Consider the following 26738-nt stretch of genomic DNA (forward strand, 5'->3'; position numbering starts at 1 on the left):
GATGCCGACACGGACCATTCTGCTGGCCAGCGCCGTCGTTCTGATCGCGGTGATCGTGGGTGCGCCCTTCGTGCTGAACGAGGGTTTTCTGCGGCTCGCGACCGAGTGCCTGCTGCTGCTGACCATGGCGCAGATGTGGAACCTGCTGGCGGGCTATGCCGGGCTGGTGTCGCTCGGCCACCAGGTGTTCATCGCCTTCGGCGCCTATGCGCTGTTCCTGACCTCAGGCTGGCTCGGGGTCACGCCGGTCTGGGTCCTGCCGGTGGCGCCGCTGGTGGCCGCCGCCGTCGCCGCGGTCATCGCGTTTCCGCTGTTCCGGCTGCGCGACGCCTATTTCTCGATCGCGATGTGGGTGTTCGCGGAGATCATCGGCGCCTTTACGATGAAATCGCAGGCGGTCGGCGGCACCTCGGGGCTGCCGCTCGCCACCAGCAAGCTGATCGATTTCGACTGGTTCGAGCCGACCATGTTCTGGCTCGCGGGCGGCCTGACGCTTCTGACCATCGCGGCGCTGTACAAATTGATGACCTCGAGCTTCGGGCTCGGGCTGATGAGCGTGCGCGACAATGATCTCGCCGCGATGAGCGTCGGCGTCGACGTACGCCACAACCGCTTCGTCGCCTTCGTGCTGTCGGCGGCGGGATGCGGGCTCGCCGGCGCGCTCAGCTTCATGGGCAACCTGTACATCGCGCCGCTTGCGGCGTTCGACGTCAACTGGTCGGTCTACATGATGTTCATCGTGATCATCGGCGGTATCGGAACCCTGGAAGGCCCGATCCTGGGCGTCATCATCTTCTTCGGCCTGCGCGAACTGATGACCGGGCCGCTCGGCCTGTCCGGTGGCTGGTATCTGGTTGGGCTCGGCATCATCGCCGTTGTTGTGATGATGGTGGCCCCGCGCGGCATCTGGCCGGTCCTGCGCGACCGCTTCGGCATGCGGTTGCTGGACGTGCACCGCACCTCGCCGCGCCCCGCCGGGGCCGCGATCGAGCAGGGGCCGTCGGAGCAGGTGGCCGGATAAGGCTTCACGCCGTCGCCGTTGCTTGTATTCTGACGGCTCCAGTTTTGAGGAGAGGGCGCAATGGCGCTGATATCGCGGGTTGGCGGATGGGCATTGGCCGGTCTGGTTGCGGTGACGCTGGCGGCGCCGCCGCCGTCGCGGGCCGAGCGCCGGATGTGGCCGCAGGTCGCGGCCATGCACCCGATGGACGGTCTTACAACGGACGAGATCCGCTCGATCTCCGACATCCTCCGCGGTGCCGGCAAGTTCGACGAGACCGCGCGGGTCGTCTCGATGACGATCGACGAGGATCCCAAGGACGAGGTGCGGGCGTGGCGGCCCGGACAGCCGTTCGCGCGCCGCGCCGTCGCGACGCTGCTGAGCGGGGGGCATCTCTATGAAGCGCACATCGATCTCGCCGCGCGGAGCCTGGCCGGCTGGGACGAGATCAGGGATCATGAGGCCGCGCTGACGATCGACGAGCTGATGTCGGCCGGCGATCTGCCCAAGCAGGATCCGCGCTGGATCGCCGCGATGGCCAAGCGCGGCATCACCGATTTCCGCAACGTGCTGTGCCTGCCGCTGACGGTCGGTCCGGTGACCGATCCCGCGATGAAAGGCCGCCGCCTGCTCAACGTTCCCTGCGTCGATACGTCGGGCGCCGCCAACAATCTCTGGGGCAAGCCGATCGAGAACCTGTTCGCCCAGGTCGATCTCAAGAGCAAGACCGTGCTGTCGGTGACCGATCTCGGCGTGGTGCCGCCACCGCCGCAGACGCCATCGCACACCTATGCCGAATCGGGAAAATACCGCAAACCGCCGAAGCCGATCGAAATCACCGCGCCCCAGGGCAGCAACGTGAAAGTCGAGAGCGGCCAGGTGCGCTGGGACAACTGGTCGTTCCATGTCCGGCTCGAGCCGCGCGTGGGCGCGGTGCTGTCGCTGATCCGCTACGACGACCACGGCACCTTGCGCGACATCGCGTACCAGATCTCGGCCAGCGAGATGTTCGTGCCTTACATGGATCCGGCCGAGACCTGGTCGTTCCGCGCCTATATGGATATCGGCGAATACGGTTTCGGCGTGCTCTCCAGCGAATTGCAGCCCGGTGCCGACTGCCCCGAAGGCGCGCATTTCCTCGACCTGACGATCTCGGACACCAAGGGCATGCCCGTGGTCTCCAAGGGCGCGGTCTGCATCTTCGAGCGCCCGACCGGCGATCCGATCTGGCGCCACAGCGAGTTGATCAACAACACCGCCGAGGTACGGCCGAACAACGAGCTGGTGGTGCGGATGGCGCCGGTGGTCGGGAACTACGATTATCTCGTGGATTATGTGTTCGACCGCGCCGGCAACATCGACGTGAGGCTCGGCGCCTACGGCATCGATGCGACCAAAGGCGTGGCGAGCCGGACGCTGAGCGACCCGACGGCCGCGCAGGATACCGCCTACGGAACGCTGGTTGACGAGCGCTTGCTTGCGGTCAATCACGATCATTACATGACGTTCCGGATCGACATGGATGTCGACGGCACCGGCAACCGCCTGGTGGAGGATCGCTTCAACGTCCGGCGGCTGGAGCAGGGCCAGCGCAAGAGCCTCTGGCAGGTCGAAACAAAACCGGTGGCGACCGAAGGCCCGATCACGATGCCGTTGAATGCGGCGCAGTTCAGGGTCGAGAGCACGGGCAAGACCAACAAACAGGGATATCGCACCAGCTATCAGCTGATGCCCGGGCATTCCGACGTCTCGCTGCTCGCCAAGGACGATCCGATCCAGCTGCGTGCAGGCTTCAGCGCCTACACGCTGTGGACCTCGGCCTATGCCAAGGACGAGCGCTACGCGGCGGGCATGTATCCCAACGGGAACGCCGAGGTCGATGGCCTGCCGAAATGGACGGCGGCGAAGCGGCCGATCGAGGATCGCGACCTCGTGCTGTGGTACACGGTCGGCTTCCGCCACGTGCCGCGCGCCGAGGATTGGCCCGTGATGCCCGGCCTGTGGCACGGCTTCCGGTTGCGTCCATTCAACTTCTTCGATCGCAATCCGGCGCTCGACGTGCCGCCGGCGGTCGAGGCCAAGGGAACGAAATGAGCGGGCGCGTGCATCGCATCGCTGCGGTTGCCGGCGCGCTGCTGGCGTTGCTGGCGGCACAACCGGCCGCACGCGGTGCGGCGGCCGAAAGCAGCGCTGACGATGCGTCCTTACTCTATCTGAGCAGCAGCGACTGGGAACAGCAATCCGCACCGCGCAAGGTCGCGCTCGCGGCCGACTTCATGCGGATCTTCTGCACCGACCAGAGGATGTCGGCGGCATCGCTGGCCGACTGCCTTGATCGCAACGCGGCGGATGGCGCGGTGTTCGAGCGCGCCATGGCCTGTGTCAGTGCGCGATGATACTTACCCGAAATCGGTCTGGGCTCGGGCTCTTCACCTCTCCCCAACAGGGAGGGGGATAGTGATAGCGCAAATTTAGGCCAGTTTTGACCAAGCCGCCATTGCGTGACAATTCGGATATTCGCAATTTAATCAGGTGCGCTTTCAAGGTGAAGTGGACAAGAGCTGGCAGGTGAAACCGGATGAATCGGTTGAAGATGGACCATCGCGTCCAACCTCAACGCTTGGTGTCTGCTGCTAGGGACAGACCGGACTTCCTCACGGCGTGGCCCAATCGACGCAAATGACACGGACCGGTTAGTAGTCGGTCGTAAGTCTCTCCAGGATCGACCCAACGAAATACCGTGCCAAGCGATTGGCGTAACGTTGCTCCATCGGAAATCGGATGGGACCTATTACTGCCGCGGCTTTGTCCCACTTCCAAGAATGGCAGGCATGGGGACCTGGAAGCGGTCCCCCTTTCGGAATAGCTGATCCATTCCTTCAGCGACGGCGGCGTTGATTGCCGAGAGAGCTGCGCTGTCTTGTGCAAGCAAAAGGGCCCTTATCCTTACTCCTCCCTGCAACACCAGATTGACCAATCCGGTCGCAGTTTTCAGCAGCAGCGTCTGAACCACAGTAGTTGCAGCGACATCGGAGAAGTCCGCTTGCGCAAGCGCGGCCTTCATATCCTCCGGATCGCCGAACTGGAAGAAATCGGGCCCGTGCGGCAGGGGAACGTCAACACGTCCGTGAACTTTCACCGTCCCCAAGAGAAGGCCGAAGCCATTGGCTGGTGAGGGTCGTTCCCAAACGCTGATCGCCACGCGGCCGCCGGGACGAAGAACTCGACGCATTTCCGCCAAAGCGCGGTCCGGTTCGGGCACATGGAGGATGCCGTAGCCGCAAACGACGGCATCGAATGCATTATCGGGATATGGCAGATCTTGCGCGTCCCCTTGGCGGCAATCCATCGACGGAACGTTCCGACGGGCAGCGGCAACCATGGCGTCCGAGAAGTCGACAGCGGATACCTTCGCGCCGCGCTCGGTGGCAGCCAGGGCCAAGACGCCGTGTCCCGTGCAGACATCGAGCACGTCACATCCGCCAATGACCCCAGCTGCATCGAGCGTGACATCAACCGACTGGGCGGTCAGCGGACCAAAGCCAGCTTCGTAACCCTCGGACACCGTGTTCCATCCGGTTCGCTCAAAGTCTCGAAAGGCGTCCGGCTGCTTCGATACCTGAATTGGCATATCCCGCCCCCCATCTTCGTGGCGAATGACCGTTCCTGGCCCATTTCGACGAAATCCGGCGCTCTGCATATGTCCGCTCATCGAGGGTGGCCGGAAGTGGCTGGCATACGCCCAGACCGACGCAAATGACCCTGAGTCGACATTGGTTGGCGAGGCGCGGAGTAACGCGGTGCAATCCATCTAATGGAAAGAAGGCCGCAGGCAATATGTCCGGCGGCCTCTGCGCTTAACGCGTTCGTTAGGCAGCGCCCCGACTAGAGATCGATGCCAACAGCGATGTTACGGCCCTGTAGTTCGGCAATCTTCATCCCCTCGGCCTGCACCTGCGCGAACTCCGGGTCCTTTGCCACGGCCTCCTGCACCTTGCCGTAAACTTCCCAACTGGAGTAGCGCGTCGTAACCAGTAACTCTCCCGCCCACGCGCCAGTGTGGAAACGGGACAGCCGAAGAAATTCAGCACCGTGTTTTTCGAAGATTTTCTTCGCCCGCCTAACAATCTGGGTCATCTCGTCAGGCTTGTCGGTTTTAAAACGAGTAAATTGCACGATCGGCATGGACTACCTCCATAGTAATGTAAAATGACCAAGAGGCATGTATCGAGCGACCTTTGGGGAGCAAACCTCAACGCAATCTCGATAAAGGTTTGTCTTCATCGATTGATTTTGGTTCAGGTTCGCAAGCGACAGCGACACTGCCGTATCTCGGAGGATGGGCTCGCATGCGACGGATTGAAGCTGCGGGTAATGGGTGCAGCCGTCCTTGCGGAAGCAATGCATCCCAATCGTATCACACGCGGTCTCAGCCGGCAGCCGAGAGGCCGGCGTCGATCCCTTCGGCGATCCGCCTCACGTCCGCTGTGGTGAGGATCAGGGGCGGCGACAGGATGAGGTTGTTGCCGGAGACGCGCAGCATCACGCCGGCCTCGTAGGCGCTGTCGGCGACCTTCGCCATTGTCTTCTTGTCCGCGGGCTTCTTGCTGTCGCTATCGGCCACCAGCTCGAGCGCGGCCATCAGGCCCTTGCCTCTGACGTCGCCGACCAGCGGATGTTTGGCCTTGAGCGCTGCAAGCGCCCGTGCAAGGTCCTCGCCGCGCGCGGCGGCATTCTCGTCGAGTCTGAGACGGCGGGTCTCGGCCAGTGCCGCAAGGCCCGCGGCGCAGCCGACCGGATGGCCCGAATAGGTGTAGCCATGGCCGATCGAGCCGAATGTAGTGGTGTCGGCCTCGAAGGTCTCCGCGATCTGCTCGCCGATCAAGGTCGCGCCGAGCGGGAAATAGCCTGAAGTGATCGCCTTGGCCATCGTCATCATGTCAGGCTTCACGCCCCACAGTCGCGAGCCCGACCACGCGCCGGTACGCCCGAAGCCGGTGACGACCTCGTCCGCGATCATCAGGATGCCGTGACGGTCGCAGATCTCGCGCGCCAGCTTCATGAAGCTGTCCGGCGGCACGATCACGCCGCCGGCGCCGAGCACCGGCTCCATGATGAAGGCGGCGATGGTGTCGGCGCCCTGGAATGCGATCTCCTCCTCCATCGCCGCCGCACAGAGCTGCGCGAGTTTGGCAGGATCGGTCTCGTTGAAGGGATTGCGGTAGGTCGACGGCGCGGGAATGTGGAACACGCCCGGCAGCAACGGCTCATAGTTGCGGCGGAAATTGGCATTGCCGTTGACGGAGGCGCCGCCGAAATGGGTGCCGTGATAGCCCTTCTTCAGTGCCAGGAACTTGGTGCGGTCGGCCTGGCCCTTGATCTTCCAGTACTGCCGCGCAAGCCGCAGCGCCGTCTCGACCGAGTCCGATCCACCCGAGGTGAAGAAGGCGCGGACCATGCCCTCCGGTTTGAACCATTCGGTGAGCTCGTAGGCGAGCTCGATCGCGGGACCGCTCGAGGTGCCGCGGAAGCCCGAATAATACGGCAGGGCGCTGAGTTGGTCTGATATCGCCTGCTTGATCGGATCGCAGCTGTAGCCGAGATTGACGTTCCACAGGCCGCCGACCGCATCGATCACGGTCTTGCCGTCGATATCGGTGACCTCGACGCCTTCGCCCTTCATCACGATCCGCGGCGGCTGCGTCCGCATCTCGGCGGGATGGGCCATCGGGTGCCAGATCGGCTTGGCGTTGTTCTCAACCAGGAAGTTTCTGTCGCGCATGATCGCTCTCTGTCCGGCTAGAGCCTTTTTCGTTCCGATGGAATCGGAACGGGGCTCCAGATTCTAGTCTTGACGCGTTTTCTTCACGCGAACCGGTACCCCACTTCGCTCGAAGACGCTTTACTCGAATTGCAGCCCGAAATGCCGCAGCGCCTCGCTGTAGGACGCGGCGGGGCTGCGCACGTCGAACAGCACGGTGCGCATGTTGCACGCGGCGGCGCCCGTGATGTTGCGGCGCTGGTCGTCGACGAAAACGCAATCTTCTGCCGCTAGCGCCAATTCGTCCAGCACGCTTTGGTAGGCGCGCGGGTCGGGTTTCAGGATCCCGGTATGGGTGGCGTCGACGATGGTGTCGAAGCGCTCGAGGATGGAAAGACGGCTGCGAAAATCCTCGCCGTAGAACAGGTCGAGCTCGTTCGAGAGGATGGCGAGCCGGAATCCGGCGCCGGCGGCGATGTCGATCGCACGCGCCGCCTCGGTGCGGATCACGGTGTCGGGATCGGCGCCGCGCGCACGTTTCACGAAGGTTTCCATGTCGCGCCAGTCTTCACCGAGCATGCGGCCGACCTCGCGGCTGCGGGTCAGCCAGTAGTCGCGTTCCGAAATCTCGCCATGCTGCATGGACGTCCAGAGCGGATCGCTGTCGGGCGCGAATGATCCGAGCCATTTCAGCGTGCAGGGTGCGAGCCCGAGCGCACGCTCGGTCAGGTCATGGGTCTCGAACAGGGTTTTTGAGATCACACCGCCGAAGTCGAGCACCAGCGCCTGGGCGAGCGGCCGGCTCATGCGGCAACCGTGGTGCGGCCGGGTGGGACAATGCCGGCCGCGACCCAGCGGTCGAAGATGCCGAGCACGGTTTCATTGAACGCCGCGCTGTTGATGTGGTCCTTGATCTCGTGCAGCTCGACCGGTGCCGCGACCGCCGAGCGCATCGCATCGACAAAGGCGGCGAGGGCATCCGGATCGTGCAAGGCTTCGCCTTCGCGGTCCCATTGCTGGATGCCGCCGGCCGGCAACACGAAGGCAACCGGTGCGCTGGCGCGGGACAGCTTTTCGGCAATCGCCTGTGCGATGCGGCGGCGATCGGCGGACCCCGACGTCGCCGACGCGAGCAGCCGGTTGTGGGCGTGGAACGGACGATCCGACAGTTCGTCCGGGACGCCAAGCCATGCCGGGAAATCCACCATGTCGATCGCCCCTGGTGCGACGATCTGCGGAATGCCGGCTCTGCCCGCGTTCTCCAGCCTGTCAGCCCCGGAATTGACCACCGAGCCGGTCAGCTGGTTGGCGACCTCCTGCAGACTGAGGTCCAGCACCGCGGCGAAGCCGCGCTGCGCGGCGATCGATTCCATGGCGCGGCCGCCCATGCCGGTGGTGTGGAACACGACCACCTCATAGCCGCGCCGTTCGAGCTGCGGCTTGAGCTCGACCATGTAGCGCAGGCAGCTCTTGCCAAGCGATGTGATCGCAACGACCGGCCGGTCCCGGCGCGGTCTGATCGCGCTTTTCGCCGCGCCGACGATCGCGCCGCAGGCTTGCGACAGCACGGCGGTGCAGGTGCCGTTGAGGCCGTAGAGGCCGCCGGCCCACAGGATCATCATGAGATCGGCGGCGACGCGCTCGGGCGGGATCAGATGCGAGAAGGCGACGGTCGAGACGATCAGTTTCGGCAGGCCGAGCGGCAGCGCCTGCGCGACGTCGAGCGCAAGGTCGGTTCCCATCGTGCCGCCGATTGCGATCACGCCGTCGATGGCGTCGCGGTCTGCGAGCTCGCGGGCCAGATTGGCGGCGCCGACCGCCATCAGGGACATCGCGGAGTTCTCGTCGCCGCTGGAGGCGATCGCCGCGATCGTGGTCTCTGCGGCGGCGGCCACCGCATGCTTGTTATGCGCCACCTGGTACGGCGGATCGCCGAGCACGCTGATGTCCATCATGATGGTTCGGCCACCGGCACGCGCGATGCACTCGCTCATGAACAGCAGTTCGTCGGCCTTGGTGTCTCCAGTACCGATCAGGAGAATGCGGGGCTGCGTAATCTCGGACATGACCTTCGGCTCGCCGGCAGGCGGTAGGGAGGGTGACAACCGGTTTGCATAGCGCAGGCGGAGCGCTCGGCCATCGTGCGATCACGCTATGGGGACGGCGCCTGCCGTGACATCCACCTATCGGTTGATTGCTGGCAAAGCCTTGATTTGGCGAGGATTGCGTCATGTGAGCAGGTCCGCCGAGGGGCCGCTCCGGTCACCACAAATGAGTAGCATGCAGCAAGCCCAGATCGATCGACTACGGTCGGCCGCCATTCCGGCCCAGCACCTCTTTATCGGCGGCCGGCCGATGCCGGCGCTCAGCGAGGCACGGCTCGATGTCGTGTCGCCGATCGATGGCCAGATGCTGACCACGATCGCCGATGGCGATCCAGCCGATATCGACCGCGCGGTGAAACGCGCCCGGGATGCGTTCGAGCAGGGAGCATGGTCGCGCGCGGCGCCGGCGCAACGCAAGAAAGTGCTGCTGCGCTTCGCCGATCTGATCGAGCAGCACGCGCTCGAGATCGCGGTGCTCGGCGTGCGCGACAACGGTACCGAGATCGGCATGGCCTACAAGGCCGAACCGCTGTCGGCGGCCGGCACCATCCGCTACTACGCCGAGGCGATCGACAAGGTCTATGGCGAGATCGCGCCGACCTCTGCTGACGTCCTCGGGCTGGTGCATCGCGAGCCGCTCGGCGTCGTCGGTGTGATCGTGCCGTGGAATTTCCCGCTGATGATCGGGGCGTGGAAGATCGGCCCGGCGCTCGCCGCCGGAAACTCGGTCGTGGTCAAGCCGCCGGAGCTTGCATCGCTCACGCTGTTGCGGCTTGCCGAGCTCGCGACGGAGGCGGGGTTGCCGGACGGCGTGCTGAACATCGTCACCGGCCGCGGCGCATCGGCCGGCGAGGCGCTCGCGCTGCATATGGATGTCGATGTGCTCGCCTTCACTGGCTCAGGGCCGGTCGGCCGCCGCCTGCTGGAATGCTCGGCGCGCTCGAACCTGAAGCGGGTCCATCTCGAGCTTGGTGGCAAGTCGCCCAACATTGTCTTTGCCGATGTGCCCGACATCAAGCATGCGGCCAAGGTCTCGGCGAACGGCATCTTCCGCAACTCGGGCCAGGTCTGCGTGGCCGGCTCGCGGCTGCTGGTGCAGTCCTCGATCTACGATCGTTTCATGGACGAGCTGCTCGCCGCCACCACGAAGCTCAGGGTCGGCAATCCCCTCGAACTGACCTCGGATATCGGTGCTGTCGCGAGCAAGGTGCAGTTGCGCAAGAACCTGGATGCCGTTGCCCGCGCGGAACAGCAGGGCGCGAAGCGGCTGATTGGCGGCGAGCAGATCCGCGCCGAGAGCGGCGGCAACTTCATGGCGCCTGCGATCCTTGCCGAGGTGACGCCGTCGATGGAGGTCTGGCGCGAGGAGGTGTTCGGTCCGGTGCTATCGGTCACGCGGTTCGACGGCGAGGACGATGCCATCACGCTCGCCAATGCGACGCCCTATGGGCTGGCGTCGGCGGTGTGGACCGGCGCGCTATCAACGGCGCATCGCATGGTGCGCGCCATCAAGGCCGGCGTCGTGCATGTCAACACCTATGGCGGCGCCGACATCACGGTGCCGCTCGGCGGCTTCAAGCAATCCGGCTTCGGACGTGACAAGTCGCTGCACGCGCTCGACGCCTATGCCGACCTCAAGACCGCCTGGATCGCGCTATGACAACTGCAACTACTGAGCGCAGCGGCGTTCTGAACCGATTGCTCGATGCCGAGCAGGAGCGCTTCCGGGCGCTGCATCCGCGATCGGCGGCGGCCTGGCAGCAAGGCAGGCAACACTATCTCTATGGTGGCCCGTCGCACTGGATGCGGCGCTGGGCCGGCGGTTTTCCTGTTTATGCCGACGAGGCGCAGGGCGCGCATGTCAGGGACATCGACGGCCGCGACTACGTCGATTTCTGCCTCGGCGACACCGGCGGCATGTGCGGGCACGCGCCGGAGGCGGTGACCGAGGCCGCGCTGGCTCAGCTCAAGCGTGGCGCAACCATGATGCTGCCGACCGAGGACAGCCTCTGGGTCGGAGAGGAGCTGTCGCGCCGCTTCGGTCCGAAATACTGGACATTGACGACGTCGGCGACCGACGCCAACCGTGCCGCGATCCGCATCGCCCGCATGATCACCGGCCGGCGCAAGGTGCTGGTGTTCTCCGGCTGCTACCATGGTGGCGTCGAAGAGGCGCATGTCGAGATCCGCAACGGCCGCGTCGGCTTGCGCAACATGATCCACCCCAACGGCATCGATCATGACGCCGTGAGCCGGGTCGTCGAGTTCAACGATGTCGCTGCGCTGGAGGCGGCGCTTGCGCAAGGCGATATCGCCTGCGTGCTGACCGAGCCGCTGATGACGAATTTCGGCATGATCCCGGTCGATCCTGGTTTTCACAGCGCATTGCGCGACCTGACCCGCCGCGCCGGCACCATCCTGATCATCGACGAGACGCACACGCTGTCCTGCGGACCGGGCGGCTATACCGAGAGCCACGGGCTCGAGCCCGACATCTTCGTCGCCGGCAAGGCGATCGCGGGGGGCATCCCCGCCGGCGTGTTCGGTCTTAGCCAGGACATCGCCGAACGCCTCTGGAAGATTGTCCCGCACGTCAATCCGCGCGAGCGGCAGTCCGCGCATCTTGGATTCGGCGGCACGCTCGCCGGCAACGCGCTGACGGTTGCGACCATGCGCGCGGTGCTGGAGAAGGTGCTGACGCCTGCGAATTACGAGCGGATGATCGGAACTGCGATCTGGCTTGCGCAGGAAGCCCGCGGGCTGATCGAGGCCGCCGGTCTGCTCTGGCACGTCACCCAGATCGGCGCGCGCGCCGAGATCATGTTCATGCCGCGGCCGCCGCGCAGCGGCGCCGACGTCATTGCAGGTCGGCAGCCCGATCTCGAGACCTTGCTGCATGCGTTCTACATGAACGAAGGCATTCTGGTCACGCCGTTCCACACCATGCTGCTGATGTGTCCGGCGACGTCGGCGCGGGATGTCGACAGGCACACGGCGGCCTTCGCGCGGTTCATCGATCTGCTGCGAGGCACGGGAGCAATCTGATGCAGGCGCTTCCCTTCAATCTCGACGGCCGGGTCGCCATCGTCACCGGTGGCGGCCGCGGGATCGGCGCCGCCATCGTGACGCGGCTCGCGCAGGCCGGTGCGACCGTGGTGATCGCCAACCGGACGATTGAGGTGGCCGAGGCGCTGGCGCGCGAGCTGGCGGCTGCTGGACGGGCGGCGCATTGCGTCCCGTTCGACAGGCTCGACCGGGTTAGCTTGCGCACAATGGTCGACGGCGTCGCGGCCCAGTATGGCCGGCTCGACATCGTCGTGCACAATGCCGGCGGCTGTCCGTGGGCCTCGCTTGAGGAGCTCGATGAAGCGAAGCTCGACGAGACGCTGGCGCTGAATCTGAACGCCAGCATCTGGCTCGCGCAGGCCGCGATTCCGCATATGCGCGCGATCGGATTCGGGCGCATCCTCGTCACATCGTCGGTGTCGGCGCGCGTCGCGATGGGCGGCGGTGCGCATTACTCGGCGGCGAAGGCCGGCGTCAACGCGTTCACCCGCGGTGCTGCGTTCGAGCTGGCGCGCGACGGCATCACGGTCAATGGCGTCGAGGCCGGCTTCATCGAAAAGCCGGGCCGCGGCACCATGAGCGCGCCGGAGAACAAGGCGAAGCTCGAACGCTTCATTCCGATGGGACACATGGGCAGTGCCGACGACATCGCGTGCGCGATGCTCTATCTCGCTTCCGCTGAGGCCAAATATGTCACCGGGCAGACCATCGTCGTCGACGGCGGCTCGACGCTGCCGGAGACCGGATTTGCCGTCGAGCGGCAGTGGGGACTCTAGATGAGCATGATCTTTTCGGAAAACCGGCTTCCACTTTCCCGGATCATGCTCTGATGCCGCGGCTGGAAGGAAAGACGGCGCTGGTGACCGGCGCGGCCACGGGGATCGGCCGGGCCACGGCGGCGCTGCTGGCGTTGAGCGGCGCGCGCGTCGTGTTGTTCGGCCTCGGCGACGCCGAGCTTAAGGCCGCTGCGGCCGAGTGCGGAGGGCAGGCGATCCATGGCGACGTCACCCGGCCGGACGACATTGCCAGGGCCGTCGCCGCCTGCGGCGCGTGGCTCGACATCGTCGTCAATGCCGCGGGCCTGATCGTGCCGGATCAGCCCGCAAGCGTCTCCGACGAGGTCTGGGCCAGGACGCTCGACGTCAACCTCACGGGGACCATGCGGGTCTGTCGCGCATCGCTGCCGCTGCTCCGGCAGCGCGGCGGAGCGATCGTCAACATCGCCTCCGTTGCCGCGTTCAATGCCAGCCCGGATAGCGCAAGTTACGCTGCCAGCAAGGCGGCTGTCGTCGCCTATACGCGCTCGCTGGCCTACGCGCACGGCGCCGACGGCATCCGCGCCAATGCCGTGGCGCCGGGCTGGGTGCGGACGCCGATGAGCGCCTATGAGATGCAGCTGCTTGCGGACCAGAACGGCACCACCGCCGATGCCGAGTTCCGCGGCGTCGAACGGCGCATCGCGCTGGGGCGGATGGCCGAGCCCGCCGAGATCGCCGCGTGCTGCCTGTTCCTCGCCTCCGACGAGGCGTCGTTCGTGACCGGGGCGGTGCTGGTCGCCGATGGCGGCGGCCGCTCGCCGACGCAGAACCGCGCAGTCTAGAACATCGCGCGGCTTGTCGCGGGCAGGCGGCACCTTGCTATGAATCGGCGGATTTGGCAGTCTCGCGCCGTCACGTCATTCGATCGAGGGCGTTATGCAAAAGTCATTTTCCGTGATCATTGCCGCAGCCGCTTCAATGGTCGTTCTGTCGTCGACGGCGGCGCGATCCGGCGACTATCCGTTTGGCGATCCGCCGTACCGGCTGGATTACGTGCAGGACCCTCAGATCGAATCGGGCTGCTGGAAATGGAATTGGCAGCTGTACCAGTGGCAGGATCGCTGCCCGGTCTACATCTATCCCAAGGCTTACATGTTCTCGCGATCGTCGCGCGCCGTGCTTCGCACCAAGGGGTGAGGATCAGCCTCGTTGCGCCGTGAGCTCCGCGTCACGCCATCAGGTGCCACGCGGAGCGCGTGCACTTATGAGTGCGCGATGGTGCAGGCCACCTGGTGGTGCTTGCCGAAGTTGAGCAGCGCGTTTTCCCGGAAGCCGTCCAGCCAGATGCCGCGACCGGCATAGCGATAACCGACCCCCATCGGCACGTGCCGCACATGGACGCCGCCACGGCCGGTGAGCAAGGAGGCCGTGACCACTTCACCCTCGACCGACACGGCGCGCGGGCACAGCGGATATTGATGGCCGTTCTCGCAGGTGAAGACGATCTCCGTGCAGCTGCCGACCGGTGCCTTCGTGATCAGGCCGAGGTCCGCGGCAGCCGCAGGCCCCGAATTGCCCGATAGCGCTGCACTCAAAGCCAAGATGCCTGCGACCGCGTAGCAAAACCGAATACGCATCAGTGCCCCCTCGTCCAGCGATAGGCTAAGTAAATTGAGAAGAATATCTGACGCCAAATGAGCAAAAAAACCCTCAGAGGTCAAACCGGTCCCGCGCTCGTCCAGCCCGTTCTTCGCTCGTCCGTGCGCTTTGCGGCCTGGTGTTGCGCCCGGAACGATGAGGGCAGGCTTGGCGCCGCGGGAGCGAGGCGTCAGGTGTTGCAGGCTTGCTGCAGTGAGTCTGAATTCGGCGAGGGAGCCATCGGACAGCGTTAACGTGCTTTTACTGGCCACAATTGGCTGCAAGTGATGTGACGTATTGAGCCGTGTTCCGGGGACTGCGTCGACGCGCTGACCGGACCGCATCACGAATGCATTCGGACGAACTTCGGGGGTGGGAATGAACTTCCGTGGTGGCATTGCACGTTCGCTCCTCATCGCAATGATCGTCTCGGTGCCGTCCCTGATGGCGCATGCACAGACGCCGTCGCCTCCACCGGCGAACGGCAGGGCAGCGGCGGCGCAGCCCGGCGAGGGCGATCAATCCTTTTCCGGCCCGAGCTTCCGCAGGGGCCTGTGGCGCTTCGTGCGGACGCTCGATGTCGCCAAGACCGCCAACAAGAACTTCAAGTATCGGGTGGTCAACGCGGAAACCACGCGCTGTGTCGACCCGACCCACGCCATGAAGGCGACCTTTGCGTCAGGACCGGTCGGAAGCTGCGTTTCGGACAAGCCGGAGAAGGTCGGCAATCAATACACCTTCGGGCACCGCTGCGATTACATGGGCACGGTCAGCACCGTCATTACCGTGCGTAGCGACGAGGCCTATACCGAGCTGAACGAGGTCAGCACCGGCGAGCACCCCAGGACCGACATGGTGGTCGCGACGAGGATTGGCGATTGCGACGATGCTAGCGCGGCCAAATCTGAGGCCAAGTCTGATAAGTCTGCCGCGGCGGCTTTGCAGCACTAGCTAGCAATCAGACGGCGGGTAGCGGCTGACGAGACGTCCATTTGTCCACAACCGCGTAGACGCGGCGATTCTTTTCGAGCCGAAGTTGCCTCGGCCTGAAAGCAACCCGGCATTCACCGTGTTTGGTGCAAGAGCGCGGGAGAGCTTTGAGCAAAGGCTAAGGATTTACGGGGTCTTAACACGAAATGCTCCTGGATGATGTGAGGTTGGGCGTGCTTCAAGTGAAGTCACGCGATCCGCATCGTGCGGCCGACAGGGACTCAACAAATGACATCGCGTGAGGGCTTCGGGCCGTCGAAGGTCTTCGCATGCACGCTTGGCGTCGTGACCGCGCTTTCCGTGTTCGTGCTTGCCTCCCCGAGCGCCGTGGCGGAGGAGGGATTCAGCGGGCCGACCTTCCGAAAAGGGATGTGGCGCTTCGTGCGGACGCTGGAGATCGCCACGTCCTCGAACGTCCGGCAAAAGCTGCTCGAGCGCGAGATGACGCGCTGTGTCGATCCAACCCAGGCGATGAAGGCGACCTTCTCATCTCCGTCGGTTGGAAATTGCCACTCGTCGCGGCCGGAGAAGATCAACAACAAATACGTCTTCTCCAACCGATGCGACTATCTGGGGCCGGTCAGCACCGTCATCACGGTTCTCAGCGACGAGGCCTATACCGAGGTCAACAAGACCAACGTTGGTCAGGCGCCGCGGACCGACCGGGTGGTTGCCCGCCGGATCAGCGATTGCCACGAGGACCGGGCGTCGCTTGGCCGGCCGGCCGCCGAGCCGGGCGAGCTGCCGCTGCAGCAGGATGGAGCCGAGGGCGAGCCGCTCTAAGGCGGTCAGCGCGAGCCGGGCATCAGATCGCCCGCTGCACCATCAGATCTTCTGTTGCCCGCCTGGCGCACTGACCTTGACGGTGATCTTCTGAATTTCGGTTCGGCCGCCCTGATACTTGACCTCGATGGTCAGGGCGTCATCGCCGAGGAATTCCGGCGGCGCCTTGTAGAAGGCGACATAGGCGGGCACCTCGAGCGCGAGGCAGGCCTTGTAGTTGGTGGCTTTCGCCTTCGCCGACTTCACCACGACTTTTCCGGCAGCCGGCGGAGTGACCAGGCGGATGGTCGGCAGCGGCCCCGACGTGCAATCAGGCAGCACGTTGAGATAGAGGCCAATCTGGGTGTCGCGGTTGGCCAGGGCCCGAACCTGGCGTTCGACCGTGGTCTCCTGCGGGACCGGTTGTGCGGGGGCTTGCGCGGCCGCCGCGCCGAAACAGCCCCAAATCAAGACAGCGGCACAAGTCTGAAGAAGAATCACCCGCATCGACCGCTCCAAATCGCCTGCAAGGACGAACAGGGCCGGGCAAATACTGCCTTTCGGCCAAGTCAAACCGGCTAAGCCGTTGTTCTTGCAGCTCCGGCATGTCGGATCTTTACCACACTCCAACGGAAAGCATTGATTAACCAAATACATTTCTTGACCGGGGGGAGGGTTAACAATAGCCTAAAACTCAATTTTTCTACAATTTTTCTACTAATCGCATTTTTGCGGGGTTGATAATGCAGGGTTCGTTTCAGGTCGCTCAGGCTACGGGCACCGGCAATTCCACCAATTCGGCTCCCATCCGCATTTACAAGCTGACGAAGCCACTGACCGATCAGGCGGTCGTCATCAATCTTGGATACGACCAGAAGGCGAAGGTCGATTTCACGTCGATCGCCAACGAAAAGATCACGCTGATCCATGTCGGCGAAAAGCTGATCATCCTGTTCGACAACCAGTCGACGGTCACGGTCGAGCCGTTCTTCGACTCCCGTGCCGATGGACAGGGCAACATCACGATCGAGACGGCACCCGGCCGCGACATCTCGGTCCAGGAATTTACGAGTCTGTTTCCGATCAGCACGGACACCTCCGTGTTGCCGGCTGCCGACAATGGCGGCAACTCGAACGGCAACGCGCAGGCGAGCGGTGCGGACTTCAGGCCGTTCGCGGTTGATCCGCTGGCTCCCCCGCCTCTCAATGTATTGGCGCCGCAGGAAGAGCTGCCGCTTTCGGCGCCCGGCGGGCAGCCGACCGGCACGCAGCAGGCCAGCTTCCAGCCTAACGAACCCACTGCGCCTCCCACCATTTCGCCTCCCACCATTTCCGGCGGTCTCGTACCGTCGCTGACCGTCGACGAGAGCTTCCTGACCGCGGCGACCAATCATGGCGTTGCCGGTTCGGGATTGGGCCCCGCAGGGGCAACGGTCGCGACTGTGCAGGTGTCGTTTGACGTCACGGCGGCCGCCGGCCAGCAGTCGCTGACCTATGCGCTGTCGGTCACGTCGTCGAACGAAGATTCCGGTCTGATCGATACCGCGACCGGTCAGCACGTCCTGCTGACGGTGAACGCGGCCGGCGTCGTGGAAGGGCGCACCGCGGTCGGTGGCGATCTTGTCCTCACGGTCTCGGTCGACGCAACCGGCCACGTGACGCTGACCGATCTGCGCGCGGTTCACGAGGGAACACCGGGCGACTTCAATGAAGGGATTACGCTGGCGTCGGGCCTGATCGCGCTGACCGCCACCGTGACTGACAACAACAACCAGACGGCAAGCGCGAGCGTCGATATCGGTTCGCATCTGACGATCCTGGACGATGGTCCGGTCAATCCGACGGTGGTTGTGTCTGGCGTCGAGCCGGTGCTGCTGACGTTCGATGGCGGCCTGGCCGGCGGCAACTTCACCGGCACCCAGGACTCGCACGACACCAACGCGTCTCCGACCGTTGCTTCGGTGAGTTTTGCCGGCGCGTTCACGTTCGGCCATCTGAACGAGGCCGGTGCCGACAGCGGCGCAACGACGATCACCTATGCGCTGCAGTTCCATGCCGGGTTCAGCGAAGGCGGCGCTTCCGGCCTGACGTCCGGCGGCCTGGCGATCCATCTGTACGAGAACGGCGGCATCATCACCGGCTCGACGGCGCTCACGGAAGGCGGAATCACGGCGGCCAACACGGTGTTCACGCTGAGCGTGGACGCTGCGGGCGATGTGACGCTGACGCAGACGCATGCGATCGACCATACGCAGACGGACACCTACAGCGGCTCCTACATCAACGACATCAAGCAGCTGGCCGCGAACCTGATCGATCTGAAGGCAAGTGCAGTCACTACCGACGGCGACGGCGATTCGTCCCCCACAGTCACGGCGCTGCTTGATCTGGGTGGCAATATCCAATTCGGCGACGACGGTCCGCGAGCCCCGACGGTGACGGTGACGCCGACGGACTCGGAGTCGATGTCATCGGGAGAACTGCTGACGTTCGACGGCGGCCTGGCCGGCGGCAACTTCACCGGCTTCCAGGACTGGCACGACACTAACCCGTCGGCGACGATCGCGACGGAGGACTTCTCCGGTGTGTTCACCGTCAGCAATACCAATCTGTACGGCGCCGACGGTGCCGGCGCGACCATCGTCAACTACACGCTGGGCTTCCACACCGGCTTTGCCGACGGCAGCGCCAGCGGGCTGACGCATGCCGGCAGCACGATCTTCCTGTACGATGTCGGCGGTGTGATCACGGGCTCGACCTCGGCGACGGCAGGCGGCATCAACGCCGGCAACACGGTGTTCACGCTGAGCGTCGGTCTGACCACCGGCATCGTGACGCTGACGCAGCTCGAGTCGATCGACCACTCGCAGACCGACACCTACAACGGCTCGTATATTTATGACGTCAAGCAGCTGGCTGCGAACCTGATCGACCTGACGGCGAGTGCGTTTACGACCGACAGCGACGGCGACAGGACGGTCCCGGTCTCGGCTTCGATTGACATCGGCCACCAGATCCAGTTCGGCGACGACGGCCCGCAGACCCCGACGGTGACGCTGGCCGCGTTCACCGCACCGGTGCTGCTGACGTTCGACGGCGGCCTTGCCGGCGGCAACTTCACCGGCACCCAGGACTCGCACGACGCCAATCCGTCGGCGACGGTCGCGACGGAGGACTTCTCCGGCGCCTTCACGATCGGCAATACCAATCTGTACGGCGCCGACGGTGCCGGTGCGACCACGATCAACTACACGCTGGGCTTCCACTCCGGCGTTGCCGACGGCGTCGACAGCGGGCTGACCCATGCCGGCACCGCGATCTTCCTGTACGATGTCGGCGGTGTGATCACCGGCTCGACGTCGGCGACGGCGGGCGGCATCAACGCCGGCAATACGGTGTTCACGCTGAGCGTCGGTCTGACGACCGGCATCGTGACGCTGACACAGCTCGAGTCGATCGATCACTCGCAGACCGACACCTACAACGGCTCATACATCAATGATGTGAAGCAGCTGGCTGCGAACCTCGTCGACCTGACGGCGAGCGCGTTCACGACCGACAGCGAAGGCGACAAGACCGTGACGGCCTCGGCCCTGGTCGACGTCGGCCACCAGATCCAGTTCGGCGACGATGGCCCACAGACCCCGACGGTGACGCTGGCCGCGTTCACAGCGCCGGCGCTGCTGACGTTCGACGGCGGCCTGGCCGGCGGCAACTTCACCGGTACCCAGGACTCGCACGACACCAATGCGTCGGCGACGGTCGCGACGGAGGACTTCTCCGGCGCGTTCACGATCGGCAACGGCAGTCTGTACGGTGCTGACGGTGCCGGGTCCACGACCATCAATTACACGCTCGGCCTGCACGCCGGCGTTGCCGACGGCGTCGCCAGCGGGCTGACCCATGCCGGCAGCGCGATCTTCCTGTACGATGTCGGCGGCGTGATCACCGGCTCGACGTCGGCGACGGCAGGCGGCATCAACGCCGGCAACACGGTGTTCACGCTGAGCGTCGGTCTGACCACCGGCGTCGTGACCCTGACGCAGCTCGAGTCGATCGATCATTCGCAGACCGATACCTACAACGGCTCGTACATCAACGATGTGAAGCAGCTGGCGGCGAACCTCGTCGACCTCACGGCGAGCGGATTCACCACAGACAGCGAGGGCGACAAGTCTGTCACGGCTTCCGCCACGATCGACGTCGGCCACCAGATCCAGTTCGGCGATGACGGTCCGCAGACCCCGACGGTCACGCTTGCCGCGTTCACCGCACCGGCGCTGCTGACGTTCGACGGCGGCCTGGCCGGCGGCAACTTCACCGGTACCCAGGACTCGCACGACACCAACCCGTCAAAGACGATCGCGACGGAGAACTTCTCTGGCGCGTTCACCATCAGCAATACCAACCTGTACGGTGCCGATGGCGCCGGTGCGACCACGATCAACTACGCGCTCGGCCTGCACGCCGGCGTTGCCAACGGCAGCGCCAGCGGTCTGACCCATGCCGGCAGCACGATCTTCCTGTACGATGTCGGCGGTGTGATCACCGGCTCGACGTCGGCGACGCAGGGGGGCATCAACGCCGGCAACACGGTGTTCACGCTGAGCGTCGGTCTGACCACCGGCATCGTGACGCTGACGCAACTCGAGTCGATCGATCATTCGCAGACCGACACCTACAGCGGCTCGTACATCAACGATGTGAAGCAGCTGGCGGCGAACCTGATCGACCTGAAGGCGAGTGCGGTCACGACGGATCATGAAGGCGACAAGACGGTCACGGCTTCGGCCTCGATCGACGTCGGCCACCAGATCCAGTTCGGTGATGACGGCCCGAAAGCGCCGACGGTGACGCTCTCGGGGTGTCCGGAGCCAGTGCTGCTGACGTTCGACGGCGGCCTGGCCGGCGGCAACTTCACCGGCATCCAGGACTCGCACGACACCAACCCGTCAAAGACGATCGCAACGGAGGACTTCTCCGGCGCGTTCACGATCGGCAATACCAATCTGTACGGTGCCGACGGCGCCGGCGCGACCACGATCAGCTTCACTCTGGGGCTGCACAGCGGCGTGGCCAATGGCAGCGCCAGCGGGCTTACCCATGCCGGCAGCACGATCTTCCTGTACGATGTCGGCGGTGTGATCACCGGCTCGACCTCGGCGACGGCAGGCGGCATCAACGCGGGCAACACGGTGTTCACGCTGAGCGTCGGTCTGACCACCGGCATCGTGACGCTGACGCAACTCGAATCGATTGATCATTCGCAGACCAACACCTACAGCGGCTCCTACATCAATGATGTGAAGCAACTGGCGGCGAACCTGATCGACCTGAAGGCGAGTGCGGTCACGACGGATCATGAAGGCGACAAGACGGTCACGGCGTCAGCCTCGATCGACGTCGGCCACCAGATCCAGTTTGGTGATGACGGCCCGAAGGCGCCGACGGTGACGCTCTCGGGGTGTCCGGAGCCAGTGCTGCTGACGTTCGACGGCGGTTTGGCCGGCGGCAACTTCACCGGTACCCAGGACTCGCACGACACCAACCCGTCAAAGACGATCGCAACGGAGAACTTCTCCGGCGCGTTCACCATCAGCAATACCAATCTGTACGGTGCCGATGGCGCCGGTGCGACCACGATCAACTACGCGCTTGGTTTGCACGCCGGCGTGGCCAATGGCAGCGCCAGCGGGCTGACCCATGCCGGCAGCACCATCTTTCTCTATTTCGACAGCGTGTCCGGCGTGGTGACCGGCTCGACTTCGGCAACGGTCGGCGGCATCAACGCCGGCAATACGGTGTTCACGCTGAGCGTCGGTCTGACCACCGGCATCGTGACGCTGACGCAGTTTGAGACAATTGATCACTCGCAGATCGACACCTACAGCGGCTCGTACATCAACGATGTGAAGCAGCTGGCGGCGAACCTGATCGATCTGACGGCGAGTGCGTTCACGACCGATCATGAAGGCGACAAGACGGTCACGGCCTCGGCCAAGATCGACATCGGCCACCAGATCGAGTTCGGCGACGACGGCCCGAAGGCGCCGACGGTAGCGGTGAGCGCAGCGACAGTCGGTGTCGACGAAACGCCCGGCGTTCAGACCACCGGCGGTGCAAGCGACGTCCTTGGCTCGGCCGCGATCACGTTCAACGGTGCGGCGAGCACGGTTGCCGGACTGTTTACGACCGTCGCGAGCAAGGGCAATGACACCGATGTGCCGGCGGCTTCGCTGGACAACGGTGCACTCAGCTTTGCCTCCACGGGTGTCAGCAGCATCCTGACGGTGGCCGGAGGCAGCTACGGTGCGGACGGTGCCGGAACGACGACCTACGGGCTGTCCGTGCTCAATGCCGCGTCTGGGCTGACCTTGACGGACGGCACCGCCATTACGCTGTCACTCGATGGCAGTGGCCGGATTATCGGCACGGTCGGCACCGACGTCGCCAACCCGAGCCTGACCGGCATGGTGGCGTTTGCCATCGCCATCGACCCGGCAACCGGTCGGCTCTACGTGGCGGAGTACCTCTCGCTCCACCAGAACGACGCCACCAACCCCAACGACATCGTCTCGCTGGCGGCTGGAAAGGTGGGTGCGACTGTCACGGTGACCGACTCGGATGGTGATCATGCGGTAGCAACCGCCGACATCAGCACGCACATCAGCTTCCTCGACGATGGCCCGGCCTGGGTGTCGGCAGAACACGGTGTGATTGCCAATCAGGCAGGCTTTAGCCTCGTTGGAGATCTGCAATACACGCTTGGCGCGGACGGCTTGGGGTCGCTCTATTTCGCGGGCGTATCCACCGATCCGCTGCATCCCACAGCCACGACGCTCCAGGCGGGCGGATTTGCGGTCTCGGAATATGTGGATGCAAGTGGCGTCCTCCACGGTGTTGCCAATGGGGCGGACGCCTTCACCGTATCGCTCGATCCGACGACATCGACTTACGTGTTCAACCTGTTCCATACCCTCGATTCATATACACAGCAGTCCATCAACACCTCTGGTGCCGTGCACGGTGCTGGTCCGGCTTCGTATGCCGTATTGTCAGACACCGGTGCCAATCCTGTAACTATATTGACGGGCTACCACACGACCGGAGCCTTCAACGTAGCGGCCTGGTTTGGTGAATCGCACGATACGCTAACGAATTTGTCCGGGCTGACGCAGGACACTATCAACGCAAGTTCGTCAGGCCTGGGCGTCCACAGCAACAACTTCAATCAAGGCGACTTCATGCGCTTTGATCTTGGGAGTGTCGGCGACAACAGCAATGCTGATACCTGGACGTATGGCCAGGCGCCCGGTGCATCGGCCGTGGGGACGGGAAATCAGATCTCATTCACAGTCAACGCCATCGGTGGTTCGACAATTATTGACTACATCGTGCACAGCGCCGATGGCACGGTGACCTCCCACGTCTATAATTCGGCTACCGACGGGACCACCATTACGGCCACCGGGCACGGGAATATCGACTATGTTGAGTTGTATGACGTTTCTGGCAAGTCGAAGATCCTGCTGGCTGGAATATCCGAACTCGTCAACGATGGCGCCACCGACCTACCCTTTACGGTAGGTGTCAAGGACGGTGACGGAGACGCCGCTACGGGGTCGTTCGCTGTCAACGTGAACGGCGGAACGACGCTTTTAGGGACCGCTGGTAATGATGTCATTGTCGCCGGATCAACCAGTGAAACGCTCACTGGTGCTGGCGGGAGCGACAAGTTCGTTCTCAATCTCAGTGCCCATGACATCATCAGTGATTTTAGCAGCAATGATTTGGTCCTTCTCGACGTGGCCGGCCTGAGCCTCCCGACGGGCGCTTCAAACGCCGTCATGGCCAGTCAGTTCACGTCATCGGCAGCTACCGGCGGGACCGAGAACAACACCAGCGCCTGGAACGAAAGCGGAAGCACGAACAAGTTCTTCTTCAACAATACGACACATGAGCTCTGGTACTCGGCAAATGGCACGGGCACCGACAAGGTGGATCTTGCTCACGTGAGCACCGGCGTTCCGGCGGCCGCGAACGTTCATATTTTCTAGGCCTGGCTTGCAGCAAAAGCGAAAATCCGTGGAGACCACTCCGCGGATTTTTTCTTTGGATTTCCTCTGGGATTTTTTCTTGACTGAACGCGCCCTTACTCGGACGCAATCACATCAGCACGGGCAGGAAGCCGGTGAGGGGGCTCGCCGCATCAAGCGGCTCCGCCCCCGTCCACTCGGCGTCTGCCGCATTGGCGGCCGCCGGCGCCGCGTCGACCTCACCTTCGAGCGGAAGCCGCTTGGCGTAGGGCGCCGCGAACAGCTGGACGCCACGGTCGTTGATCGCAAACATCGGCGTGAAGTTGCCGAGCTCGCCGTCGTCGATCAGTTCGGAGCGGCGGCTGTCGAGGATCAGCCAATGGCCATCCAGCCGCGCCGCCAGCACGGCATGGTCCTGGCGGATGGCGCGATCGCGGCCCAGCACCAAGCGCAGATCCTCGCTGGGGAAGCCGGCTTCGCCGAGCGCGATCAACTTTGCGATCGCGTAGTCCTCGCAATCGCCCTTGCCGGTTGCAAAGGTGGCAAGCGGGGCGGTCCAGCGGTCGGCCTCGCCGTGCTGGGCGAAGTCGCTGACATAGCGGATCACCTGGTTGACGGCGCGGTTGGCCTCATCCAGCCGGTCGCGGCCGGACTTGGACTTGATCGCGCCGATCAGGCGCAAGAATTGCGCGGCATGCGACGGGCAGCCGGCGGTGTTCTGGCGGCACTGCTCGAGGATGGTCCGCTCCCTGGCGAGATCGGATTCGAGGCCGCGCCATTTGCGCCAGAGGCTGTTCTCCGGTGCGCGGAAGGTGAACAGGCCGAACGGCTCGGTGCCTTCAGGTGGAAGCGGCTTCGCCGCGGGAATGGCGTCGGTCGCGGTATCCAGCGGGGTGAGCGAAGCGGTGCGGATCGCGTTCGGACCACGGCCGCGCTGCCGGTCGAGCTTGGCCAGAACGTCGCTGATGGTGAAGAAGGTGGCGGGCGGGCGGTTTGATGCTTCGGAAGCCGGCGCGAGTTCGTCGGCATTCTTGCCGGGCGTCGCGAGCTCGTCCGCAGCAAACGCTGATGGCGCCGCGCAAAGACCTATCGACAGTGCAGCCACGGCGATGACCGCCGACGCGGCAGACTTCAGCGACTTCATATGACGTCCCCACTATCGGGGACCGTCAACGTCTATGCGTCGATCTGCGTCCCCGCTGTTATCGGGACGTAGACTGGCGCGCGCGCCGCTTAAGCGGGGTTAAGTGGAGGGGGCCGGTGCCGGGAATGTCGGAAAGGCGGTCAATCCGGGGTTTGCCCGTTCATTCGAAATTGAACGAACGGAGGTCACGATCGGTTAACCACCGGGGCCGCAGGCCGATCAGCGTTCGCGCAGGGCCTCGTCACGCAGCAGGCGCGCGGGCTTCACGATGTAGTCCAGCACCGACTTCTCGCCGGTCAGCACCTCGACCGTGGCCACCATTCCCGGAATGATCGGATGCGGATTCTGCTCGGTGCCGAGATGGTTTTTGTCGGTGCGCACCATGACCCGATAGAAGGTCTCCGGACGTTCGGTCTTTTCCGCCTTGTCGTCGACGATGGTGTCGGCGCTGATGCGTTCAACCTTGCCCTTCAGCGATCCGTAGACCGAGGAATCATAGGCGCTGATCTTCACCACCGCGTCCTGGTTGGGGCGGATAAATGCGATGTCCTGAGGACGAATCCGCCCCTCGACCAGGAGCGTGTCGTCCAGCGGCACGATATCCATCAGATTGGCGCCCGGCTGCACGACGGCACCGACGGTGCTGACGTTCAGCTTGTTGACGATGCCGTGGACCGGCGCCTTCAGGTCGGTGCGGCGCACCCGGTCCTGGGCGGACTTGATGTTCTCGTCGAGCACGGCGAGATCGCCGCGCGATTTGGCCAGATCCTCGTCGGCCTGCGAGCGGAAGGACGCGGTGATGTTCGCGATCTTCGATTGCGCCTCGGCGAGCTGTCCCTTCATCTCGGTGGCCTGCCGGTCCAGCCGCAGCATCTCGATCTCGGGCACGACCTTCTGCTCATAGAGCTTGCGCGTCAGGCTCTGCTCGCGTTCCAGGAGCTTCAGGGAGCCGGAGAGGCGGGTAACCTGCTGATTGAGGACGTCGATGTCCTGCGCGACCTTCTGGGCCCGCATCTTGAACACGCTGGCCTCGGTCGCAACGGCGGCCGGAGCCACCGAGTCGACTTGATCCGGAAAGGTGATCTCGCTTCGCCCGCGCGCCTCGGTTTCGAGCCGAGCCACCCGCGCCGCCATCGCCGCGCGGCGCTCGCGGATTTCGCCGAACTCGGAAGCAAACTTCGTGTCGTCGATGCGCATCAGGGACTGGCCCTGCTGAACGATGTCGCCTTCCCGCACCAAGATATCGCCGACGATGCCACCTTCGAGCGATTGAACCACCTGCATCTGCCGCGACGGCACGACGCGCCCGCTGCCGCGCTTGACCTCGTCGAGCACGGCAAAGTGCGCCCAGGTCAGGAACGTCGCAAGCAGCGCGCAGGACGTCCACAGCAGCATGCGGGAGGTGCGGGGCGTGCGCAACAACGCCGCGGATCGGATATCATTTGCAAACGCAAAATCGGAAGACGCCATAATATTTG

20 protein-coding genes are annotated in these 26738 nt (G+C 64.2%); 11 read left to right on the plus strand and 9 right to left on the minus strand.

The annotated features are described in order from the left end of the window. Nucleotide 1: 1 nt before the first annotated feature. From G6P99_RS18075 to G6P99_RS18085, 3 genes are read left to right on the plus strand one after another with little or no spacing between them, the layout of a single operon-like run. Nucleotides 2-1021, plus strand: a complete 1020-nt coding sequence (locus tag G6P99_RS18075; RefSeq protein WP_035976751.1) for a branched-chain amino acid ABC transporter permease — start codon at nt 2-4, stop codon at nt 1019-1021. Nucleotides 1022-1081: 60 nt separating this feature from the next. Beyond that, nucleotides 1082-3094, plus strand: coding sequence for a hypothetical protein (locus tag G6P99_RS18080; RefSeq protein ID WP_051346186.1), 2013 nt, complete (start codon nt 1082-1084; stop codon nt 3092-3094). Further along, a complete protein-coding gene (locus G6P99_RS18085; protein WP_029080597.1) occupies nt 3091-3396 on the plus strand; it encodes a hypothetical protein in 306 nt (101 codons plus the stop codon). The genes G6P99_RS18080 and G6P99_RS18085 overlap by 4 nt, the downstream gene beginning before the upstream one ends. A gap of 395 nt (nt 3397-3791) precedes the next feature. Here the strand turns inward: G6P99_RS18085 and G6P99_RS18090 are convergent, their stop codons facing one another. From G6P99_RS18090 to G6P99_RS18110, 5 genes are all read right to left on the minus strand, one after another. After that, a complete protein-coding gene (locus G6P99_RS18090) occupies nt 3792-4631 on the minus strand; it encodes a class I SAM-dependent methyltransferase (RefSeq protein WP_029080596.1) in 840 nt (279 codons plus the stop codon). A gap of 254 nt (nt 4632-4885) precedes the next feature. Further along, nucleotides 4886-5185, minus strand: coding sequence for a hypothetical protein (locus tag G6P99_RS18095; RefSeq protein WP_029080595.1), 300 nt, complete (start codon nt 5183-5185; stop codon nt 4886-4888). Between the two features lie 244 nt (nt 5186-5429). After that, nucleotides 5430-6782 carry an aminotransferase class III-fold pyridoxal phosphate-dependent enzyme gene (locus G6P99_RS18100; protein ID WP_165128864.1) on the minus strand — a complete coding sequence of 451 codons (1353 nt, stop codon included), beginning with the start codon at nt 6780-6782 and terminating at the stop codon, nt 5430-5432. Between the two features lie 120 nt (nt 6783-6902). Continuing rightward, entirely contained in the window at nt 6903-7568 is a 666-nt protein-coding gene (locus tag G6P99_RS18105) for an HAD family hydrolase (RefSeq protein ID WP_165128866.1), read from the minus strand. Beyond that, entirely contained in the window at nt 7565-8827 is a 1263-nt protein-coding gene (locus tag G6P99_RS18110) for a Tm-1-like ATP-binding domain-containing protein (RefSeq protein WP_029080592.1), read from the minus strand. Before G6P99_RS18110 ends, G6P99_RS18105 begins: the two co-directional genes overlap by 4 nt. Nucleotides 8828-9041: 214 nt before the next feature. On the opposite strand from G6P99_RS18110, the gene G6P99_RS18115 reads away from it, so the two are divergent. The 5 genes from G6P99_RS18115 (at nt 9042) to G6P99_RS18135 (ending at nt 13887) form a co-directional block, all read left to right on the plus strand. Continuing rightward, nucleotides 9042-10526, plus strand: coding sequence for an aldehyde dehydrogenase (locus tag G6P99_RS18115; protein WP_084518434.1), 1485 nt, complete (start codon nt 9042-9044; stop codon nt 10524-10526). Further along, entirely contained in the window at nt 10523-11911 is a 1389-nt protein-coding gene (locus tag G6P99_RS18120; protein WP_165128868.1) for a transaminase, read from the plus strand. Before G6P99_RS18115 ends, G6P99_RS18120 begins: the two co-directional genes overlap by 4 nt. Continuing rightward, nucleotides 11911-12708 (plus strand): SDR family oxidoreductase, encoded by a 798-nt coding sequence (locus G6P99_RS18125; RefSeq protein ID WP_029080589.1) that lies wholly within the window; start codon nt 11911-11913, stop codon nt 12706-12708. Before G6P99_RS18120 ends, G6P99_RS18125 begins: the two co-directional genes overlap by 1 nt. Before the next feature lie 53 nt (nt 12709-12761). Next, the gene (locus G6P99_RS18130) at nt 12762-13532 is read left to right on the plus strand and encodes an SDR family NAD(P)-dependent oxidoreductase (protein WP_029080588.1); all 771 of its coding nucleotides are present in this window, start codon (nt 12762-12764) and stop codon (nt 13530-13532) included. Between the two features lie 94 nt (nt 13533-13626). After that, a complete protein-coding gene (locus tag G6P99_RS18135; RefSeq protein ID WP_029080587.1) occupies nt 13627-13887 on the plus strand; it encodes a hypothetical protein in 261 nt (86 codons plus the stop codon). Between the two features lie 65 nt (nt 13888-13952). On the opposite strand, the gene G6P99_RS18140 is transcribed toward G6P99_RS18135, so the two are convergent. Next, nucleotides 13953-14726 carry a hypothetical protein gene (locus G6P99_RS18140; RefSeq protein WP_245284650.1) on the minus strand — a complete coding sequence of 258 codons (774 nt, stop codon included), beginning with the start codon at nt 14724-14726 and terminating at the stop codon, nt 13953-13955. Here G6P99_RS18140 and G6P99_RS18145 point away from each other — a divergent pair. Together G6P99_RS18145 and G6P99_RS18150 are read left to right on the plus strand one after the other, a co-directional pair. After that, entirely contained in the window at nt 14707-15279 is a 573-nt protein-coding gene (locus G6P99_RS18145; RefSeq protein ID WP_051346184.1) for a DUF3617 domain-containing protein, read from the plus strand. The two genes, G6P99_RS18140 and G6P99_RS18145, sit on opposite strands and share 20 nt — an antisense overlap. A 267-nt stretch (nt 15280-15546) precedes the next feature. After that, the gene (locus G6P99_RS18150; RefSeq protein ID WP_029080585.1) at nt 15547-16101 is read left to right on the plus strand and encodes a DUF3617 domain-containing protein; all 555 of its coding nucleotides are present in this window, start codon (nt 15547-15549) and stop codon (nt 16099-16101) included. A 42-nt stretch (nt 16102-16143) separates the two neighbouring features. Here the strand turns inward: G6P99_RS18150 and G6P99_RS18155 are convergent, their stop codons facing one another. Then, nucleotides 16144-16587: a hypothetical protein gene (locus G6P99_RS18155; protein ID WP_246709568.1), complete on the minus strand. Its 444-nt coding sequence runs from the start codon at nt 16585-16587 to the stop codon at nt 16144-16146. Nucleotides 16588-16823: 236 nt separating this feature from the next. On the opposite strand from G6P99_RS18155, the gene G6P99_RS18160 reads away from it, so the two are divergent. Continuing rightward, nucleotides 16824-24137 (plus strand): DUF5801 repeats-in-toxin domain-containing protein, encoded by a 7314-nt coding sequence (locus G6P99_RS18160; RefSeq protein WP_165128870.1) that lies wholly within the window; start codon nt 16824-16826, stop codon nt 24135-24137. Nucleotides 24138-24246: 109 nt separating this feature from the next. On the opposite strand, the gene G6P99_RS18165 is transcribed toward G6P99_RS18160, so the two are convergent. After that, nucleotides 24247-25260, minus strand: coding sequence for a transglutaminase-like cysteine peptidase (locus G6P99_RS18165; RefSeq protein ID WP_165128872.1), 1014 nt, complete (start codon nt 25258-25260; stop codon nt 24247-24249). 219 nt (nt 25261-25479) lie between these two features. Then, entirely contained in the window at nt 25480-26730 is a 1251-nt protein-coding gene (locus tag G6P99_RS18170) for an HlyD family type I secretion periplasmic adaptor subunit (RefSeq protein ID WP_029080582.1), read from the minus strand. Between the last annotated feature and the right edge of the window lie 8 nt (nt 26731-26738).

The sequence above is a fragment of the Bradyrhizobium sp. 6(2017) genome (assembly GCF_011058295.2).
GTDB classification, from domain to species: Bacteria; Pseudomonadota; Alphaproteobacteria; order Rhizobiales; family Xanthobacteraceae; genus Bradyrhizobium; species Bradyrhizobium septentrionale.